General features: G+C 64.2%; 8 protein-coding genes. All 8 read left to right on the forward strand.

Features of this window, described 5'->3' with window-relative positions; translation table 11 throughout:
- Positions 1–65 precede the first annotated feature (65 nt).
- The 8 genes from VGK32_12635 (at position 66) to VGK32_12670 (ending at position 20,189) form a co-directional block, all read left to right on the forward strand.
- Positions 66–3,647, forward strand: coding sequence for a helicase-related protein (locus tag VGK32_12635; GenBank protein HEY3382612.1), 3,582 nt, complete (start codon positions 66–68; stop codon positions 3,645–3,647).
- Entirely contained in the window at positions 3,644–5,179 is a 1,536-nt protein-coding gene (locus tag VGK32_12640) for a helix-turn-helix domain-containing protein (protein HEY3382613.1), read from the forward strand. The genes VGK32_12635 and VGK32_12640 overlap by 4 nt, the downstream gene beginning before the upstream one ends.
- A gap of 265 nt (positions 5,180–5,444) precedes the next feature.
- Positions 5,445–5,972: a hypothetical protein gene (locus VGK32_12645; protein HEY3382614.1), complete on the forward strand. Its 528-nt coding sequence runs from the start codon at positions 5,445–5,447 to the stop codon at positions 5,970–5,972.
- A gap of 17 nt (positions 5,973–5,989) precedes the next feature.
- Positions 5,990–8,860: a DUF1156 domain-containing protein gene (locus tag VGK32_12650; protein HEY3382615.1), complete on the forward strand. Its 2,871-nt coding sequence runs from the start codon at positions 5,990–5,992 to the stop codon at positions 8,858–8,860.
- Between the two features lie 3 nt (positions 8,861–8,863).
- On the forward strand, positions 8,864–12,184 hold the full coding sequence (locus VGK32_12655) for a Swt1 family HEPN domain-containing protein (GenBank protein ID HEY3382616.1): 3,321 nt from the start codon (positions 8,864–8,866) through the stop codon (positions 12,182–12,184).
- Between the two features lie 259 nt (positions 12,185–12,443).
- Positions 12,444–14,864 carry an Hsp70 family protein gene (locus VGK32_12660; protein ID HEY3382617.1) on the forward strand — a complete coding sequence of 807 codons (2,421 nt, stop codon included), beginning with the start codon at positions 12,444–12,446 and terminating at the stop codon, positions 14,862–14,864.
- Positions 14,861–16,105: a 3'-5' exonuclease gene (locus VGK32_12665; protein HEY3382618.1), complete on the forward strand. Its 1,245-nt coding sequence runs from the start codon at positions 14,861–14,863 to the stop codon at positions 16,103–16,105. Before VGK32_12660 ends, VGK32_12665 begins: the two co-directional genes overlap by 4 nt.
- A gap of 61 nt (positions 16,106–16,166) precedes the next feature.
- The gene (locus VGK32_12670; GenBank protein HEY3382619.1) at positions 16,167–20,189 is read left to right on the forward strand and encodes an AAA domain-containing protein; all 4,023 of its coding nucleotides are present in this window, start codon (positions 16,167–16,169) and stop codon (positions 20,187–20,189) included.
- The last annotated feature ends 324 nt before the right edge of the window (positions 20,190–20,513 follow it).

The raw sequence follows: 20,513 nt of genomic DNA on the forward strand, positions 1-20,513 counted from the left end.
TAGAATCAGCCCGCAAGTCCCCGGCCCGGCTGTCGGACGGTGCCGAATCTGCCCGCAGGCTTCGCATGACCAAGCTTGACGATCTCACGCCCAACGCCGCCGTCCGCGGCGTCCTCCCGGACGGCCTCGTCACCGTCGTCAGCGTGCAGTGGTTCGGGTCGGAAGCTCTCGAACTCACGTACAAGACGGCCGCCGGCAAGGTCGCGAACGAACTGCTCTATCGCGATGACGAGGCGCGGCTCGAGATCGTCGAGCAGGGACGGCCGTGGAGCTTCGACGGCGACGGCGGCTTGTTTCGGCTGGTGTCCGAGGCGCAGCGAATTCGCCTCGCACACCTGTTCGACCCCGTTCTCGCCGTCCACACGTCCGTTGTCGAGCCGCTGCCTCACCAGATCACGGCCGTCTACGAGGCGATGCTGCCGCGCCAGCCGCTCCGGTTCCTCCTGGCGGACGACCCGGGCGCCGGCAAGACCATCATGGCGGGCTTGCTGATCAAGGAGTTGATCGCCCGCGGCGATTTGCAGCGGTGCCTCATTGTCTGCCCAGGCAGCCTCGCCGAGCAGTGGCAGGATGAGTTGTACCGCCGTTTCCACTTACCCTTCGAGATCCTAACGAACGACAAGCTCGAGGCCGCCAGGACCGGCAACTGGTTCCTGGAGGCGAACCTCGTGATCGCGCGTCTCGACAAGCTCTCGCGCAACGAGGACGTGCAAGAGAAGCTCAAGGTGCCCGACGGCCGGTGGGATCTGGTCGTGTGCGACGAGGCACACAAGATGTCCGCGACGGTATTCGGCGGCGAAATCAAGTACACGAAGCGCTACCGCCTCGGACAACTGCTCTCCACCCTGACCCGGCACTTCCTCTTGATGACGGCCACGCCGCACAACGGCAAGGAGGAGGACTTCCAGCTGTTCATGGCGCTCCTCGACGGTGACCGCTTCGAAGGGCGATTCCGGGACGGCGTGCACTCCTCCGACGTGTCGGACCTGATGCGACGGATGGTCAAGGAGAACCTGCTCAAGTTCGACGGGACGCCTCTGTTCCCCGAGCGCATCGCCTACACGGTCCCCTACCGGCTATGCGACGCGGAAGCGCACCTGTACAAAGAAGTCACCAACTACGTGCGCGAGGAGTTCAATCGGGCGGAGGCGCTCGAGAACGACAAGCGTGCGGGCACGGTCGGCTTCGCGCTGACGATTCTGCAGCGACGACTCGCGTCATCCCCAGAGGCGATCTACCAGTCACTCCGACGCCGTCGGGAACGCCTCGAGAGCCGGCTGAGGGAATTGGAGTTGCTCGCCAGGGCGGCGGAGGTCACCCCGGCCCTCATCGCCAGCCAACCCACGCTCGATGCGGATGACGTTGAGGACCTGGATGACGCGCCGGACAACGAGGTGCAGGAGGCCGAGGAGCAGATCCTCGACCAGGCCACCGCGGCGCGCACGATCGCCGAGTTGAAGGCCGAGATCGCGACGCTGCAGCGGCTGGAGGTGCTCGCCCAGGCCGTGCGGCGGAGCGGCCAGGACAGGAAATGGCGGGAACTGGCCACCCTCCTCAGCGAGATCTTCACCTCCGCGGCCGTCGCCAATCGCGTCGCCGAGGGGCCGCCCCCATATGGTGCCGGCCCGATCGCTCCCCCCGCGTCGTCGCCAACTCAGAAGCTGGTGCTGTTCACCGAGCACCGCGACACGCTCTCGTACCTGGAAGGCCGCATCACCACACTGCTCGGCCGTAAGGAGGCGGTGGTGGTGATCCACGGCGGCATGGGCCGCGAAGATCGCATGAAGGTGCAGGAAGCCTTCCGGCACGACCCGGAGGTCCAGGTGCTCCTCGCGACCGATGCCGCCGGGGAGGGCATCAATCTCCAGCGCGCGCACCTGATGGTCAATTACGATCTGCCCTGGAACCCGAACCGCCTTGAGCAGCGATTTGGCCGCATCCATCGCATCGGTCAGACCGAGGTCTGCCACCTGTGGAACCTGGTGGCCGAGGAGACGCGCGAGGGCGATGTCTACCGAAAGCTGCTGGAGAAACTCGAACAGGCGCGGCAGGCCCTGGGTGGCCAGGTCTTCGACGTCCTCGGCAAGCTGCAATTCGAAGGTCGTGCCCTCCGCGACCTGCTCATCGAGGCGATTCGGTATGGTGACCAGCCGGAGGTGCGAGCGCGCCTGACCCGCGTCGTGGAACAAGCGCTCGATCGCGGTCAGCTCCAGAGCCTGCTCGAGGAACGCGCGCTCGCGCACGACGCGATGGACGTCAGTCGCGTGCAGCGGATTCGCGAGGACATGGAACGGGCGGAAGCCCGACGACTGCAGCCGCACTACATCGAGTCCTTCTTCCACGCCGCCTTTCAGCGCCTGGGTGGGACGTCGAAGCGCCGCGAGCCGAGGCGCTACGAGGTGACGCACGTACCGGCGGCCGTGCGGAGCCGGGACCGGCTCATCGGCATCGGCGAACCGGTGCTGCCGCGGTACGAACGCATTGCCTTCGAGAAGTCGCTGGTCGCGCCGGTCGGCCAACCGTTGGCCGCCTTCGTGTGTCCGGGCCACCCGCTGCTCGATGCCGTCATCGACCTCACCCTCGAGCGGCATCAGGATCTGCTCAAGCGAGGCGCGGTGCTCGTGGACGAGCGCGACCCTGGTCTGCAGCCGCGGGTCCTCTTCTACCTCGAACACGCGATTCAGGACGCGACGCCCACCCGGAGCGGCGACCGGCGTGTTATCTCCAAGCGAATGTTCTACGTCGAACTGGCCGCGGACGGCACGGCGCGACACGTCCACTACGCCCCGTACCTCGACTACCGGCCGCTGGCGGAAGGGGAGCCGACCGTCGAGACCATCCTCCACCGTCCGGAGTGCGCGTGGATCACGCGAGAGATCGAGCAGAAAGCGCAGGGGCACGCCGTCGCCCACATCGTGCCCGAACACGTACAGGAGGTGCGCGGGACCCGGCTCGGCCTGATCGCCAAGACCGAGGCCGCCGTCAAGGAGAGGCTGACCAAGGAGATCACCTACTGGGACCACCGGGCCGAGCAACTGAAGCTCCAGGAGCAGGCGGGCAAGCCGAACGCCCGGCTCAATTCAGGCGAGGCTCGGAAGCGAGCCGACGGGCTCCAGGGGCGGTTGCAGAAGCGGTTGGAGGACTTGAGGCTCGAAGCGCAGCTTTCCGCGCTGCCGCCCGTCGTGCTCGGCGGTGCGCTGGTGGTGCCCGCGGGTCTGCTCGCCGCAATGACCGGCAGGACCGAGCCGGCCGTGACGCATCCCGTTGACACTCAGGTCAGCGCCGCCCGCGCACGCGCCATCATCATGGACGTCGAGCGCCGTCTCGGCTTCGACCCGACGGACCGGGAGTTCGATAAGCTGGGCTACGACATCGAGAGCAGGGTGCCAGGGACTGGAAAGCTGCGGTTCATCGAAGTCAAGGGACGGGTCGAGTCCGCCGCGACGATCACGGTGACGCGGAACGAGATCCTCTACTCGCTGAACAAGCCGGACGACTTCATCCTGGCCATCGTCGAATTCGGCCAAGATGGCACCCATCGCATCCACTATTGTCGCGAGCCGTTCCGCCGTGAGCCGGACTTCGGGGTGACGAGCGTGAACTACGACTTTGGCGAACTGTTGGCGCGGGCGGGAGAGCCGCAATGACGGCTAGGCTGAGAGTCTTCGTCAGCTCGGTTCAGAACGAACTGGAGGATGAACGCCTCATCGTCCAGAACCTGGTGAACACCGACGCGTTCCTTTCGTCCCATTGCGCACCGGTGCTCTACGAGTTCGAGCCCGCTTCCCCAGACCGGGCACTCGAGGGGTGCTTGACCGCGCTGAACACTTGCCAGGTGTACCTGCTCATCGTCGGGCTCCAATACGGCACCATCGTCGACGGGTTGTCGATCACGCACGCCGAGTATCGCCGCGCCAAGGACCGCACGCTCCCGGTGCTGGCCTTCATCAAGGGGGACCGACGAGTCAAGCGCGAGCCGGGCACGACCGCTCTGCTCGACGAGCTCGACGCGGACGGCCCCAAGTACAAGCGCTTCGGGAACGTGATCGAACTGCAGAAGGAAGTCCGCGCAGCGCTGGTCAGGCTCCTCCGCGATCGGTTCGCGATCGCGCCCACGAGCGACGAGAACGAAACGGCCCATCAGACCATCGAGGCGACGTCTCCGTTCGAATCCCGGCAGGTCGCTCGGATGCGGTGGCGAGATCTCGAGAGGGTTGTCGCGCGCCGACTCATCGGCGTGGCCGAGCAGCGCCAGCCGGACGGGATCTCCGACGAGGATCTCCTCACCGGCGTGTCTCTCCGCGGACTGGTGTGGCACGAGGCGTCGTCGGGGGAACATTACGCCACGGCCGCCGGGATCGTGCTCCTGGCACGTGATCCCTCGGCGGTCTTTCCTCAGTGCCGCATCCTGGCCGACGCGTATCGGGGCGCCGAACCGGACGGTGATCCTCGGGACCACGAGGATATCCGCGAGCCGATGCCGGTCGCCATTGAGCGCGCCCTGGCGTTCATCGATCGCAACACCCGGCATCCGATGCGCGTCGTTGGGCTCAATCGCGTCCGACTGGACGAGTACCCGGCGTCCGGGCTGCGCGAGGCGCTCGTCAACGCCGTGGCCCACCGACAGTATGAGGACGCAGGGCGCAAGATCATGCTCGAGGTCTTTGCCGACCGCGTCGTGGTATCGAGCCCCGGCCTGCCGCCGGCGCCCATCACGTTGGCGGCGTTGCGGAGAGGCAAGTACCGGCCTTGTTCACGCAACCCCGTTCTCGCGCAGTGCCTGTCCTACTTCCATCGGATCGAGGAGCGTGGCAGCGGGTTCCGCCGTATGCGCGACCAGATGCTCGACCACGGCCTCGATCAGCCGTTGCTCGGGACGGACACGGGCTATTTCCAGGTCACGTTCCCGGGACCGGGCGACAACATCGACCGCCTGCGAGTTCCAGAGAAGCAACTGCTGATCGGTCCCGCGGTGGAAACACAGCTCAATGAACGGCAGCGGAAGATGGCCGTGATGCTCGCCGAAGGCCAGGCGCTGACAAGCCGGCGATGTGAAGACGAGTTTGGTGTGACCCGAGACACCGCCGCGCGGGACTTCAACCTGTTGCTCGAGCTGGGCTTGGCCAGGAAGGAGGGGCGGGGACGTTCGACGAGGTACGTCCTCGGCTCCAGCGGCTAATCGTCAGATAATCGTCAGGCATCCGGCCCTAATCGTCAGATGTGCGGTTGGGCTGGGCAACCAAGCTAATCGTCAGCTAACCGTCAGACGACGCACTGAAATCGTCAGATGCCCATGCTGAGTCCGGGAGCTCGCTATGGCCGGGGCCCCTTCCGTCGCCAGCTGGGATGACGCGCGTCAGCTACGATTTCTCGGAGCTTCCATCGCGGGCAACCAGCCCGACCGAGCGCAACTGCGACCGAAGAGCGATGGGGTGGAGGCGGAGATGGCGGATGAGACATGGGCCGACACGCTACGCGCAATCGATCAGGGTCTCGGGGAAGCTCTGAAGGCCCTCTACGAATCCCCGAACGCGAGCGACCTACGGCCCGAGTTGGGCAATCGCTTGTCTGAGATCAGGAGCCGGTGCGAAACGCTGTTTCATCGGCTGGTCTGGGAACCAACTGGGCGGTTGACGTCCGGCTTACCCCTTTCGCGAGAGCAGTACCACCTGTTGGCGGCACAGGGATGCACGTGGGCAGACAACAAGATGGTCGGTCTGTCGCCGTACACAGACTTCGAGGTCGCAGAGTTCTTCGATTACGAGGACGAAGAACGATCCTGCCGAATCGACCCCGCCCTTCCGCTTCCTCCGGGACAGATCAAACTCAAATTCGGAGTCTCTCCCGAGAAGCTCAGATTCAACGCACTTCGTCCCGAGCAGCGCCGCTTCTTCGAGGAGCACTTGCCAGAGGTCGCCGCGAGATTCGCGCGCGAAGCGCCGACGCCCCCTTCTGACAGAGGAGCGGAATGACGAAGAAGCTCATCGAGGTGGCGCTGCCCCTCGACGCCATCAACGTGGCCTCGGCCCGCGAGAAGTCCATCCGGCACGGGCACCCGAGCACGTTGCACCTGTGGTGGGCGCGTCGGCCGTTGGCAGCCGCGCGGGCGGTGATCTTCGCCCAGATGGTGGATGACCCTTCGGCCCATCCTGATCTCTTTCCAACCGAGAAGAAGCAGGAGAAGGAACGCCAGCGGCTGTTCGAAATCATCAAGGACCTGGTGAAGTGGGAGAACACCACCAACGAGGAGGTGCTGGAGGCCGCCCGGGCGGAAATCTGGCAGAGCTGGCGATACACCTGCGCGGAAAACGCTGACCACCCTCGGGCGAAGGAGCTGTTCGACCGCTACAAGCTGCCGGCGTTTCACGATCCCTTTGCCGGCGGCGGTTCGCTGCCTCTCGAGGCGCAACGACTCGGGCTGGAGAGCTACGCGAGCGACCTGAACCCGGTGGCGGTCCTGATCAACAAGGCGATGATCGAGATCCCGCCAAAGTTCGCAGGCCGGCCACCGGTCAACCCCGACGTGCGCGCGGACAAGAGACTGTTCGACAGGAAGTGGAAGGACGCCGAAGGGCTCGCCGCGGACGTTCGCTACTACGGGAAGTGGATGCGCGACGAAGCCGAGAAGCGCATCGGCCACCTCTACCCGAAGATCGAGATCACCGCGGAGATGGCGACGGAGCGCGACGACCTGAAGCCGCTTGTTGGCCAGAAGCTGACCGTGATCGCCTGGCTCTGGGCGCGAACGGTGAAGAGCCCAAATCCGGCGTTCGCGCATGTAGACGTCCCGCTCACCACGACGTTTACCCTCGGCATCAAGCCTGGCAAGGAAGCATTTATTGCGCCGGTCGTAGAGGGTGGCCGCTACCGCTTTTCCGTGAAGGTGGGTCAGCCAACGGACGCTGACGCGACGAAGAAGGGAACCAAGCTCACGGGTGCTAACTTCGTATGTCTAATGTCGGGAGCGCCGATTGGGGGAGATTACATCAGGGCTGAGGCCAGGGCAGGGCGTATGGGCGAACGGCTGATGGCCACTGTCGCCGAAGGACACGGCTTCCGTGTCTACCTGACGCCGAACGAGGCGGCCGAAGGCCTTGCGCGTCACGCAAAGCCAGTGTGGAAGCCTGACGTCGAGTTCTTTCAGCAGGCGCTCGGCTTTCGCGTAGGAAACTATGGGATGACGAGGTGGAGCGACATCTTCACATCTCGCCAACTTGTGGCGCTGACGACGTTCGCCGACATGGTCCACGAGGCACGCGAACGAGTCCAGCGGGACGCGACGGCAGCGCGTCTCCCCGATGACGGCAAGCCCATCCTCGCCGGAGGCACCGGTGTTACCGCCTATGCTGACGCTGTCGCCACGTATCTCGGATTGGCGACGGCCCGGTACTCAAATGCGTGCTCGACCTTGTGCTCGTGGAATCCGGGGGAGAAGAAGGAGGACATTCGATTCACGTTCAGTCGGCAAGCGCTGTCCATGACTTGGGACTTCGCCGAGGGGAACCCGTTCAGTTCTTCCTCGGGTAACTTCTCGGACAACTTCGACACGTGGCTTTACAAAGCGCTGCTCTTTCTTCCTCACGCAACTGCACCTGGCACTGCAATTCAAGCCGATGCATCCTCTCAGGCTGTCTCCGTTGGGAAGGTGGTCTCGACCGACCCGCCGTACTACGACAACATCGGCTACGCTGACCTGTCGGACTTCTTCTACATATGGCAGCGTCGGTCGCTGAACAGCATTCTGCCCGACATCTTCACGACACTTGCGGTCCCGAAGATCGAGGAATTGGTAGCCACCCCCCATCGCCACGGGAGCAAGGACAGTGCCGAGGCTTTCTTTCTTGCTGGCATGACCCAGGCGATGCATCGGCTCGCGGAGCAGTCTCATCCCGCATTTCCGGTCACGGTCTACTATGCCTTCAAGCAGGCTGAAAGCGACGATGCAGCAGGAACGGCGAGTACCGGCTGGGACACGTTTCTAGAGGCAGTGATCCACGCGGGGTTCGCAATTACCGGCACGTGGCCGATGCGGACAGAGCGCGATGTTCGTGGCCGGGGCATCGGCAGTAACGCCTTGGCGTCTAGCATTATCCTCGTCTGCCGCCACCGTGGGGCCACTGCACCGACCGCCACGCGTCGCGAGTTCACCTCCACGCTGAAGGCGGAACTACCGACCGCCCTCGGTCTCCTGCAACGCGGAAACATCGCGCCCGTCGACCTCGCCCAAGCCGCCATCGGTCCCGGCATGGCGGTCTACACCCGGTATGCGAAGGTCCTCGATGCCGAGGGCAGGCCCTTGTCGGTTCGCGACGCGCTGGCGCTTATCAACCAAACCCTTGACGACGCGCTGGCCGAGCAAGAGGGCGACCTGGATGGCGACAGCCGCTGGGCGCTGGCGTGGTTCGAGCAGTCCGGCTTCTCGGAGGGCGATTTCGGCGTCGCGGATGTGCTCGCACGTGCAAAGAACACCGCAGTCCAGGGCCTGGTGGAGGCGGGCATTGTCGCGGCCGGCCGCGGGAAGGTGCGTCTCCTGAAGCCCAGCGAACTGCCGGACGACTGGGATCCTGCGACGGACAAACGTCTGACGGCCTGGGAGATCGTGCACCACCTGATTCGAGTACTTGAAGCAGGTGGTGAAGGTGACGCTGCAACGCTGGCGGCGAAGCTCGGGAGCAAGGCAGAGACCGCGCGGGAGCTGTGTTACCGGCTCTACACCTTGTGCGAGCGCAAGAAACGAGCGCCCGAAGCGCTCGCCTACAACGCGCTGGTCCAGAGCTGGCCCGAGATCACGCGTCTCGCGCGCGAGAGCGGCAAGGTCGAGGCCGCAGAGCCGACGCTCTTTGGGGAGAACGAGGAATAGCCCATGGCCATCACCAACCACGAACGCGTCGGCAAGGCGCTGGATCTGCTGAAGGCCGGCCTGGGACCCTTCGTCGAGCGCGAGTTCGCGAGTGTCTATCAGGGACGGGCCGCGGCGGAGGCCGCTCGGTTCCTCGGCGACGACCGGCTCAACGCGAAGCGTCCGATTGCCGAATGGGACGCGGCGGCGCTCCTGAAGTTCATGTGGGAGACGTGGAACGACGTCTTTCGCCGCACGCTGGGTCCCGCCGAACGGAGTCTCCTCTCTGAACTCCGCGACCACCGGAACAAGTGGGCGCACCAGCAGACGTTCTCGAGCGACGACGCCTATCGCGCGCTGGATTCTGCAGGGCGGCTGCTGGCCGCCGTGTCGGCGCCGCAATCGGACGAGATCGAACGAATCAAGATGGAGCTGCTGCGCCTGCGCTTCGATGAGCAGGTGCGCAGTGAGAAGCGCAAGACGGCCGGCATCGCGATCGAGAGCGCGACCACCGGCCTGCTGAAGCCCTGGCGTGAGGTCGTGACACCGCATCGGGACGTCGCGAGCGGCCTCTATCAGCAGGCGGAATTCGCGGCCGATCTCTGGCAGGTCCACCTCGGCGAGGGCACCGCGGAGTACAAGGACCCGGTCGAGTTCTTCCGCCGCACCTACCTGACGGAGAGCCTGAAGGCCATGCTCTCCGGAGCGGTTCGGCGTCTGGCCGGCAAAGGCGGCGACCCGGTCGTCCAGCTCCAGACGAACTTCGGCGGTGGCAAGACGCACTCGATGCTGGCGCTCTATCACCTCTTCTCCGGCATCGCGCCCAGCGACCTGCCGGGAATCGACGTGGTGATGCAGGCGGCTGATGCCACGACGCTCGCGAGCCCACGTCGGGTGGTCCTGGTTGGCAACAAGATCTCGCCGGGCAATCCCGGCGTCAAGCCGGACGGCACAGTCGTCCGGACGCTTTGGGGAGAGCTGGCCTGGCAGCTCGGCGGCAAGAAGGCGTTCGCGCGGATTCAAGCCGACGATGAGAAGGCGACGAGCCCGGGCGATGCGCTGCGCGAGTTGTTCAAGGAGTACGGGCCGTGCCTGATTCTGATCGATGAGTGGGTGGCCTACGCACGGCAGCTTCACGACCAGAGCGACTTGCCGGCCGGCGGGTTCGAAACCCAGTTCACCTTCGCCCAGGTGCTGACTGAGTCGGCCAAGCTGGCCAAGAACTGCCTCCTGGTCATCAGCCTGCCGGCTTCCGACACCACCGGCTCGCCCCACACCCAGGCCAACGACGTGGAGGTTGGTGGACAGCGTGGACGGGAGGCGCTCGATCGCCTGCGGAACGTCGTCGGGCGTCTCGAGTCGTCGTGGCGGCCTGCGAGCGCCGAGGAGGGTTTCGAGATCGTGCGTCGGCGTCTGTTCGAGCCACTGGCGACCGATGCCCAGTTCAGGGACCGGGACGTGGTCGCGCGAGCGTTCGCCGACTTCTACCGCGCGCAGCACCAGGAGTTCCCCCCGGAATGCCGCGACGCCGAGTACGAGAAACGGATCAGGGCCGCCTATCCGATCCACCCGGAGATCTTTGACCGGCTCTACGCCGACTGGTCCACCCTGGTGAAGTTCCAGCGCACCCGGGGTGTGCTGCGCCTGATGGCCGCGGTGATCCACAGCCTGTGGGAAAAGGGGGACCGGAACCCGCTGATCCTCCCGGCGAACATCTCGATCGACGAGACGCGCGTGCAGTTCGAGTTGACGCGCTACCTGTCCGACAACTGGGTCCCGGTGATCGAGAAAGACGTGGACGGTCCGAACTCGCTCCCGTTGCGGATGGACGGGGAAGTGCCGAACCTCGGCAAACACGCCGCCTGCCGGCGCGTGGCGCGGACCATCTACCTGGGGTCGGCGCCGACCGCCGCTGCCGCTCACCGAGGCCTCGAGGATCGGCGGGTCAAGCTTGGATGCGTGATGCCTGGCGAGTCGCCCGCGGTGTTCGGCGATGCGCTGAGGCGGCTCGCCGGCGCGGCCACCTACCTCTATCAGGATGGTCCCCGCTATTGGTACTCGACGCAGCCCACGGTCACCAAACTCGCGGAGGACCGCGCCGAGCAGCTCAAGCGCGATCCCGACAAGGTGGTTCAGGAATTGGACCAGCGACTGCGCAGGGACTTGCAGCACAAGGGCGACTTCAGCCGCATCCATCCGATGCCGCAGTCGGGCCAAGACGTGCCGGATGACCTCGACGCGAGGCTCGTCGTGCTCGGTGTCGACTATGCCTACACGAAGGAGCCAGGGAGCGCGGCCGAGACCAAGGCCCGGGCGATTCTGGAATCGCGCGGGGGAGCGCCGCGACTCTATCGCAATGCCCTGGTGGTCCTGGCGGCGGACAAGACGCGGCTTCAGGATCTCGACGAGGCGGTACGGCGCTTCCTCGCCTGGGAGTCCATCCTGGCGGAGAAAGTGGTTCTCAATCTCGATCCGCAGCAGGTCAAGCAGGCCGAGACTCAGAGAAGCGCGGCGGACGGCGCGGTGACGGCGCGGCTGCCCGAGACCTACCAGTGGCTCCTCGTGCCGGTGCAGTCGTCGCCGCAGGCGGCGATCGAATGGCAGGCGATTCGCCTGTCAGGCCAAGACCCGCTTGCCGTGCGCGCCAGCAAGAAGCTCCGCAGCGACGAACTGCTGCTCACCGGATTCGCGGCCACCCGGTTGAAGATGGAGCTCGACCGCGTGCCGCTCTGGCGCGGCAACCACGTGGCGATCAAGCAGCTCGTCGAGGACTTCGGCCGCTACCTCTATCTCCCTCGCCTCCGATCGTCCGCGGTGCTGACGGCGGCCATTCAGGACGGCTGCGGTCTCCTGCTCTGGGAACAGGACTCGTTCGCGTACGCGGACAGCTACGACGAGGAGGCCGTGCGCTACCGGGGCCTTTGCGGAGGCAAGCAGATCGCGCTCCCGGATGCCGACTCATCCGGGTTGCTCGTGAGACCTGACGTCGCGCAGAAGCAGCTCGAAGCCGCCTCGCCTTCAGCCGGTCCAACTCCGACAGGGCCAGGGCCGACGCCGCCAGGACCTACGCCTCCTGGACCGGGCCCGGCCCAACCCACACCGAAACAGGCTCCCAAGCGTTTCCATGGCTCCGTGAGGCTTGAAGCGGCTCGAGCCGGTCGTGACGCCAGCGTGATTGCCGACGAAGTGATCGCCCACCTCGCCGGTCTGGTGGGCGCGAAGGTGACCGTGACGCTCGAAATCGAAGCCGAGATGCCAGGCGGCGCGCCGGAGACGGTGGTGCGAACGGTGACAGAGAACAGCCGGTCGCTGAAGTTCACGAGCCAAGGGTTCGAGACGGAGTAGCCGCCGGCAGAGGACATCGCTCAGGACCAGGGGCTGAGCCGACCCCTCGTACAAAGTCGCGCGGAGCGCAGATGTACCCATTCCTACTGGCGGATCACTGGGCTGCTACCGATACTCAACATGATCGACAACCGGTGATCCGCGCGGACGTCCCCCTGCCAGTCTGTGTAGTCCTTTGACGCGCTTCACCGGCCAGCATCGTTGTTAGCCGGGCTCGGTCCACGATCTATTCAGCGGACTGTCTTTGGGCGGAGAGACCATGGGAAATGACCTTCTGGCCCTATTCGCGCCGGCCGGTGCGGCTCTGACCGTTCCGAACAAGCCCGTTCGCGCGGTTGGGATTGATCTCGGCACGACGAATTCCACGCTGGCAGAAGTGACGTGGATGCCCGGACAGAGGGAGTTTCCGAGCGCCCGCTGCGTAGAAGTAGAGCAAGAGACACTGGAAGGGGTGGCCATTCACACGCTGGTACCCTCAATTGTGGCGTTCCACGATGGTCGCATGTGGGTTGGGGAGGGAGCCAAGCGATTGCGGGCGAGGGCAGCAGAACTGCAACTGCGCCAGGAGCAGAACCTCTTCTATGACTGCAAGAACGACATGGGGGTTCGGAAGACCTACCACCGGGCGCCCGAAGGCTGCCGTAGCGCTGCGGAGGTGGGAGGGCAGGTTCTTCGTTTCCTGAACGGCTGCGCCGCGAAGGGGGCCGGCGAGCCGGTCAGCCGTGCGGTGGTCACCGTTCCCGCTTCGTTTCAGGCCGCCCAGCGCAAAGACACGCGCGATGCAGCCTCCAGGGCGGGCATGAACATCAAGGGCGGTGACCTCCTCGACGAGCCGGTGGCCGCCTTTCTCGACTACCTGGTCGGTCACCGCGAGACCTTCGCCGGCCAGTTGACTGGGCCGAAGAACCTCCTGGTGTTCGACTTCGGCGGTGGCACGTGCGACGTGGCAGTGCTCGCGGTGCAACCGCTCGATCAGGACAGGCTTGCCGTCTCCCCCAGAGCAGTGTCTCGCTACCATCGGTTGGGCGGCGGGGACATCGATGCGGCAATCCTCTACGAGGTGTTGCTGCCCCAGTTGCTCGAGCAGAACCCCCTCCCGGGTTTCTCGCCTGGCTTCACCGAAAAGAAGAAGCTCATCGAGCCGGCGCTGCTCGGAATTGCGGAAGCCCTGAAGATAGGGCTCTCAATTCAGATCAGGCGGCTTCGCAGCTTCGGAAAGTACGAGACTGCGGACAAGACGCAGATCGTCAAAGTCGTCTCCGGTCAACATCCCTGCAAGGTGGGAGACCACAGACTTCTCCTCCAGTCCCCTTCACTGTCAGCCGCCCAGTTTGAAGCCCTACTCAAGCCATTCCTGGACCGGGATTCCCTGACCGCGGTCGATACCGAGTACAGGATGACCGCGTCGGTCTTCGCGCCGCTGGACGACGCACTGAACCGAGCCGAATTGAATCGAGGCGACATCGACTTCTGCTTGCTCGTCGGCGGGAGCACGCTGATACCACAGGTCGAAGACGCGATCCGCGGCTACTTCGTCAATGCGAAGCTGTTGACCTACGAAGGTTCGGACGCCGCCCAGACAGCAGTCGCCAGAGGTGCCGCCTACCATGCCTTGTCTCTTGCCCTCTTCGGGGTTGGCCTGATTCAACCGGTCTGTCAGGACGACATCTCCATCAGGACGACGTCTGGTTTGGTGACGCTCGTCCGCAGGGGCACGCGACTTCCGTTTCCGCCGGCGGATGAGTTCGAGAAAGTAACTAGCATTGCTGTCCCAGAATCGGTGCTCGTCGGAAACTGTGACGTCAAAGTGGAACTCCTCGCGTCGCACGGAGGCGTCAGCCGGACACTTCTCGATGCCTGCTTTGCCGTACCGGGGCCTGTGAACGAGGGGACTCCCCTGCTTTTGGAATACCGGTACGACCAGAACCAGGTGTTCGACGTGAAGCTGTCGGTCCGAGGGACCGATGCGGCGTTCGACGCCCGGATCGAGAGCCCACTCACCAATGTCGTGAATCCCCAGGTTGATCGTCTGAAGATCGCGGAGACCGAGGAGAACCTTCGGCTCGGAAGAGTCGAACGTCATCTCGTGCCCGATACCTTCGCCGAACTGGCTGGAGCCTACGGCAAGATCGGACAGCATGAGAAGGCGATTGACTACCTGCGCCAGGCCATTCGACAGAGAGGACGACCAGACAGCTGGTTGTTGGACAGGTTGGCCGGAGAATATGCAGCGCTCGGGGATGTCGAACGAGCGGAGCGGTTCTACCTCGAAGCGTCGAGATGCTCCGGTAGCGGAGGCTCGCTCTTCAACCTCTCGCTGTACCAGCATCGTCGCGGGGAAGTGACAAAGGCCGGGGAGAACATCGACGAGGCCCTTAGACGCGACCGGAGTGCGCCCTACCTTGTTCAGAAAGCCAGGGTCGCAGATGCGATGGGGGATGCTGTCACCAAGGCGGCGTGTCTGACGGAGGCTCTGACCGCCTTTGGACAGAACTTGCGGGCGCTGGATGATTGGCGGTTGGCTTGGCTCCAGACCGCAGCTGGGATGCAGGGGGACCGGGAGGCCGAACTGCGGGCACAACAAGAGCGACAACGACGACTTCAAGGCGAACCCGCAGGGGACCTCGGTGGCAAGCTGCCAATTCTCCTGCCTGCGCTGGAGAGGGGCGGTGCGGCATGAGCTGGTTGGTGGCTCCAGAGGAGCTCACGCCAGACCAGAGCCGGGCCATCGCGTTGGAGCCAAGCGAGCATCGGGCGATCATCGGCGGTCCTGGTTCGGGGAAGACCCAGATTTTGCTCTACCGGGCGCAGTTCCTGGCTCGGAAATACCACGTTCCTCCGAATCGCTTCCACATCTTCGTCTACACCAACGTCCTTAAGTCGTACATACGCACGGCGCTCAACTACCTGGACTTGCCGCTCGATTGCGTGTCCACACTGGACGGTTGGTGCAAGACCTATTTTCAGACCCACATCGGTGGTCGGGTGCCGTGGGACGCCCAAGCGAAGAGGCCTGACTTCGACGCCATCCGAAATGCCATCCTTCAGCGGACCTACTCGAATCTGCTGCACGAGCCGGCCTTCGATTTCGTCCTGGTGGATGAGGGGCAGGACCTCGACCGACCTGCCTTCGAGTTGCTCTCTCGACTGAGCAAACATGTGACGGTCTGCGCGGACCGAAAACAGCAGATCTACGACCGCGGGTCCGAGGAACGGGAGATTCTGACGGCGCTCGGCCTCCGAAGCGGCAGCGTTGCCTTCCTTGACGCCTATCGGTGCTGTCCGTACATCACACAGCTCGCCGCTTCCCTTCTAGACGACCCGGTTGAACGCACCCGCTACCTACGCCAGGTCAGGACCACCCAAACAGAACGAGAAAAGCCTCTCCTCTATCTCGCCCAGGACTTTGAGGACGAGAAGAAGCGCCTGGTTGAAATCGTGCGAAGTAGGCAGGTCAAGGGCGAGAGGATCGCGATTCTCTTTGGCGCGCAACGCCAGATCCACGGGTTTGCCAAAGGGCTTCGCGAGCAAGGCCTCGAAGTGGAGATACAGGAAGAAGCCGACTTCTCGTCGGATCTACCGAAGCTGATCACGTATCACAGCGCCAAGGGGCTGACGTTCGACACGGTGTTGCTTCCGCGGCTCGTCGGCCGTTCTTTCCCGTATCTCACGGACCGTCGGCTTGCCAGCCTGCTCTTCGTGGGCGTCACCCGCGCCGTGAAATGGGTCTACATGAGTACGACGGAAGATGGACAGCAGTTGCGTTCGGTTCTAGAACGAGTAATCCCCCTGGCGGACGGTGGAGGCCCGTTGGTAGTTCAGCGTGGTCGTGCCGCTGCCGGCATCCAGAAGTCGCTCTTTGGTTCGGGAACGCCCGATTCACGCGCGGGAGATACGGACGACATCCTGGATCCCCTATAGCCGCACCATGGCGCAATTGACCGCAGGGAGTCGTCTTCCAGGGAACAGCAGCGAGAATCGAATGGAGCCATCCGTCAATACATACGTGGACCAGGCTCGCCAGGGCTGGATTAGAAAACTCATCGATCTGTCCAGACGCAACAACCTGCTGTACTTCCGGGACCTTCAAACGGGCACCGTCGACATCAGTTCGGCCCCGAATGGAAGCTTGGCGAGGTTGCTCGAGTGGCACGCGCCTGGCGAGGAACTCGGCTCAGTGCCGCTGCTCGACCTCGTTTCCGAGGACGACGAGAAGAGCGTCGCTGGAAAACTGCGTGACATCAAGCGTCGCACGATTGCGAACTACGAAGAACGAGGACTGGAGACACTGTTCCTGGCCCTTGGCCTTGCGACTTGGATTCCCCGCGATGATGGTCGTCCGGCATCGGCGCCTGTGCTGTTGATGCCAGTAGACCTGACTTCGCGAGGACGCGAGGGGCGGTACTGGCAGGTCCGCCGAACGGGGGAGATCCAGGTGAATCCCGTTCTCCTCTTCGCGCTGGAAGCCGAGCACGGGCTGATAGTGACGCCTGAGCAGATCATCAAGGAGATCCAAGGCGACGAGGAAGGCGAGGCATTCGATCTCAACCCCGCGTTTGACCGGCTTTCTGGGCTTGCCGCGAAGGTCAGCGGGTTCGCCGTCGAACGGCGATGGGTCATCGGGAACTTCTCGTTCCAGAAGATGGCCATCGTCAAGGATTTGAAGGAACGCATCGGGGAGATGTCGGGCAACGCGATCATCGCCGGAATTGCCGGCGATCCCAAGGCACGCGAACTGGCCAGGGGAATGCGGACGGAGCCAGACGCGACCAAGTTCGATACGAACTCTCCCGAGGCAGAATTCCTGGTGCTGACGGCCGACTCGACCCAACAGAAGGCGGTTGCTGCGACGCTCAGCGGCCAAAACGGCGTGATTAGTGGCCCGCCAGGGACGGGGAAGAGCCAGACGATCGCGAACCTCATCGCCGAGTTGGCTGCGAGGGGAAAGTCCGTCCTCTTCGTAGCCGAGAAGCGAGCGGCGTTGGACGTGGTCCTTCATCGCCTGAAGGAAGTTGGTCTACTGCACCTGTGCCTCGACCTCCATGGAGCAGATGTCTCTCGTCGCCACATTCGAGACCAGATGGCGGAGAGTCTGGAGCTGCACAGGACGACGGCCGTGCCCGACGCGGCGGAAATGCACCGCAAGTTTATGGACCGGCGTGGCCGCCTGAACGGCCACGTCAGGGCCCTACACCAACGCCGGGAACCGTGGGGTGTGAGCGCGTATCAGATTCAAGGGCAACTTCTACGGCTGCCCGCGGGCGTGAGCACGCCCGTTCGATGGTCAGAGAAGGCACTGCAAGGATTCACCAGGGAACGAGTGGAACTGATCCGCGACACGCTCCGCGAGGCAGCGGGCTTCGCGCCGTTCTTCCGTCCTGGGCATCCCTCTCCTTGGGCGACGGCGTGGCTGCCGGATGAGCAGGCTGTCCGCACCGCAATGGAGCGGTCGACGCGACTCGCACGCGAGACGTGGCCGAGGTTGGCCGAGGCCCTGCGGAAGATGTCCGCCGCCTGCTCGCTACTTCCTCCAGCCACCTGGCGAGATCTAAGGGAGACGGTACGTCTTGTTGAGGATGTCAACGACGTCCTCGGAGTTTACCGGCAAGAGGTCTTCGGGACCGAGTTGGACAGCCTGCTTCGTGATCTCGAGCCGTCCGCGTCGCTCGGCAGGCACATCACCGCCAGTCTGTTCAATGGCGCTTACAGGTCCGCGCGAAAACGGGCGAAGGCGCTCCGGATTGGCGGTCCGGCATCTGCCGCTGCACAACTCGAGGAGTTGGGTCGGCTTCCAGGCATCCTCGCTCGATGGAAGGCGCGGTGCTCTGGCGCCGATCTACCGACTGGTTGTGAGGCCGCCGCCTTGGTCCGACAGTGTCTCTCGAATGTGGAAGCAGACCTGCTGCCCATGGCGGAGACATTTCCGCTCTTGGTGTTGGACCTGCTTGAGGTCTCCCCCTTGGAGGCCTGGCTAGCGATGCTGGCGGAAGATCGCGGCACACCATTCCAGCGATTCCGGTGTTGTCAGCTTGAGATTGTTCTTCGCGGCAACGACGCAGGCTGCCTCCTTCCGCACCTCCGAAATCCGAAGTCCGATCCGGCGAAGTGGCCCGATTTGTTCCAGCATGCCTGGCTCTCTTCATGCCTGGAAGCGATCCACATCAAGGAACCCGGACTGGCGGGGTTCAACGGTAGAACGCACGAGCAGTTCGTCAGCGAGTTTCGTCAGTTGGACGAGGAACGTATTCGGACCGCGGTCGCGAGAGTACGACGGGCGTGTGCGGAGAAGGCGATTGAGACACGAAACCTGCACTCGGACCAGGACGCGATCGTCTGCCGAGAGGCACAGAAGAAGTCCAGACATCTACCGCTGCGTACCCTGTTCGCCCAGGCTCCGGAGGTGCTGCTGGCACTGAAGCCCTGTTGGATGGCCAGTCCGCTGTCGGTGAGTCAGTTGCTCCCAGCCGAACGGCCCTACTTCGACGTGGTCCTCTTCGATGAGGCGAGCCAGGTGCTTCCCGAAGACGCCGTGGCCTCGCTCTTGCGGGGGCGCCAAGCCGTTGTAGCTGGAGACAAGCACCAACTCCCGCCCACCACCTTCTTTGCGACCGGTACCGGGGACGACGAGAGCGGCGACGAGGCCGGAGCGACCGAGGGCTTCGAGAGCATCCTTGACCTCATGTCGTCGTTTCTCGAGCCTCCCTGGTCGTTGGACTGGCACTACAGGAGTCGCGACGAGTCACTCATCGCCTTCTCCAACCACCACATCTACGGCGACCGCCTGGTGACGTTTCCGGGTCCTGGTGTCGCGTCTTCGATTTCGCACGTCTTGGTAAACGGCTCAGGGCGAGAGGGCGAAGAAGAGAGTTGCAGCGCCGAGGTAAGCAAGATCATCGGAATGGTCCTGTGGCACGCCGAACACCGGCCATTCGAATCACTCGGCGTCATCACCATGGGCATCAAGCACGCCCAGCGGCTGGAGGCGGCCCTGGATAAGGCCCGTCAGTCCAGACCCGACTTGGACGAGTTCTTCAACCCGGAGGCTGCCGAACGCTTCTTCGTGAAGAACCTGGAGCGTGTTCAGGGCGATGAGCGGGACGCTATCATCCTGAGCATCGGCTACGGAAAGGACTCGTCTGGTCGCCTGCCGTATCGATTCGGCCCGCTGCTCAGCCAGGGTGGTGAGCGGCGGCTGAACGTCGCTATTACCCGAGCGAGGAAGAGCCTGGCGTTGGTCTCCTCGTTCTCCCATCTCGATATGGCCCCCTCGCGTAGCAAGGCGAAGGGGGTGGAGCTTCTGCGCGCCTACCTGGAATACGCGTCGAGTGGCGGCAGCCGGCTGGGCGGAGACGGCAGCCGAGAGGTGCCTCTGAACGACTTCGAGCAGGCGGTCTTCGACGCACTGACCGCCCACGGCGTGAAACTGCTTCCGCAATACGGCACGTCTTGCTACCGCCTCGATATGGTCGCCCAGCATCCGCGGCAGGAAGGGCGTCTCGTGTTGGCCATCGAGTGTGACGGCGCGACCTACCACTCAGCGCCGACGGCCCGGGATCGAGACCGACTCCGCCAACAGCACCTGGAGGCGCTTGGCTGGAACTTCCACCGCATCTGGTCGACCGACTGGTTCATGCGTCAAGACGAGGAGATCCAGCGGACGATGACCGCGTACGAGCGGGCGGTTGAGCGTGCGGACCGCGGCGGAGGCGGGCTGCCACAGCCCGCTCCGGGGAACGGAAGGCCAAAGGAACCTGAGGAACCCACACCTGGCAATAGTGTGCAGGAACGTTCGCCTCGACCTTCCATTGCTCGCAAAGCGAACATCGCGGAGTACTCCGATGGTGACCTTCGCCGACTCCTGAAGTGGATTCTGGAAGGCGAGTTGCTCACGGACGACGAAGTTGTCGAGCGAGCGGTTGGGGAACTGGGATTTCAACGACGTGGCAGCCGGATTGAAGCGGCGCTTCGGCGAGTCATACCGGAGGCTCGAAGGGCTCTACGGTGACTTGGAAGCCACCGTGCGCTGGCTGAGACGGAAGAACACGACATGGCATTAGGAGGACGGCTGGCGGTCGACGTCGAGGAATTGCGCCAAGCGTTGACCTTTCTCAAGGCCGCCAAACGTGGCGGAGGGAGCGTCACCCTCTCCTTCCGGGCGGGCGGCCTCGAGATCAGCCGAGGCCTCTCAGTAACCCGCGCGTCGGCTACTGGTTCCTGGACCGGCACGACGGAGGTCCCGCTCAAGCCACTGGCCGGTTGCGCGGATGTCGCGAGCCGAGAGGGAGCAGCCAAATTGAGGGTCGAGGCACGCGGCGAGGACTTGGTCCTG

This window comes from Vicinamibacterales bacterium (genome assembly GCA_036504215.1).
Taxonomy (GTDB): domain Bacteria; phylum Acidobacteriota; class Vicinamibacteria; order Vicinamibacterales; family Fen-181; genus FEN-299.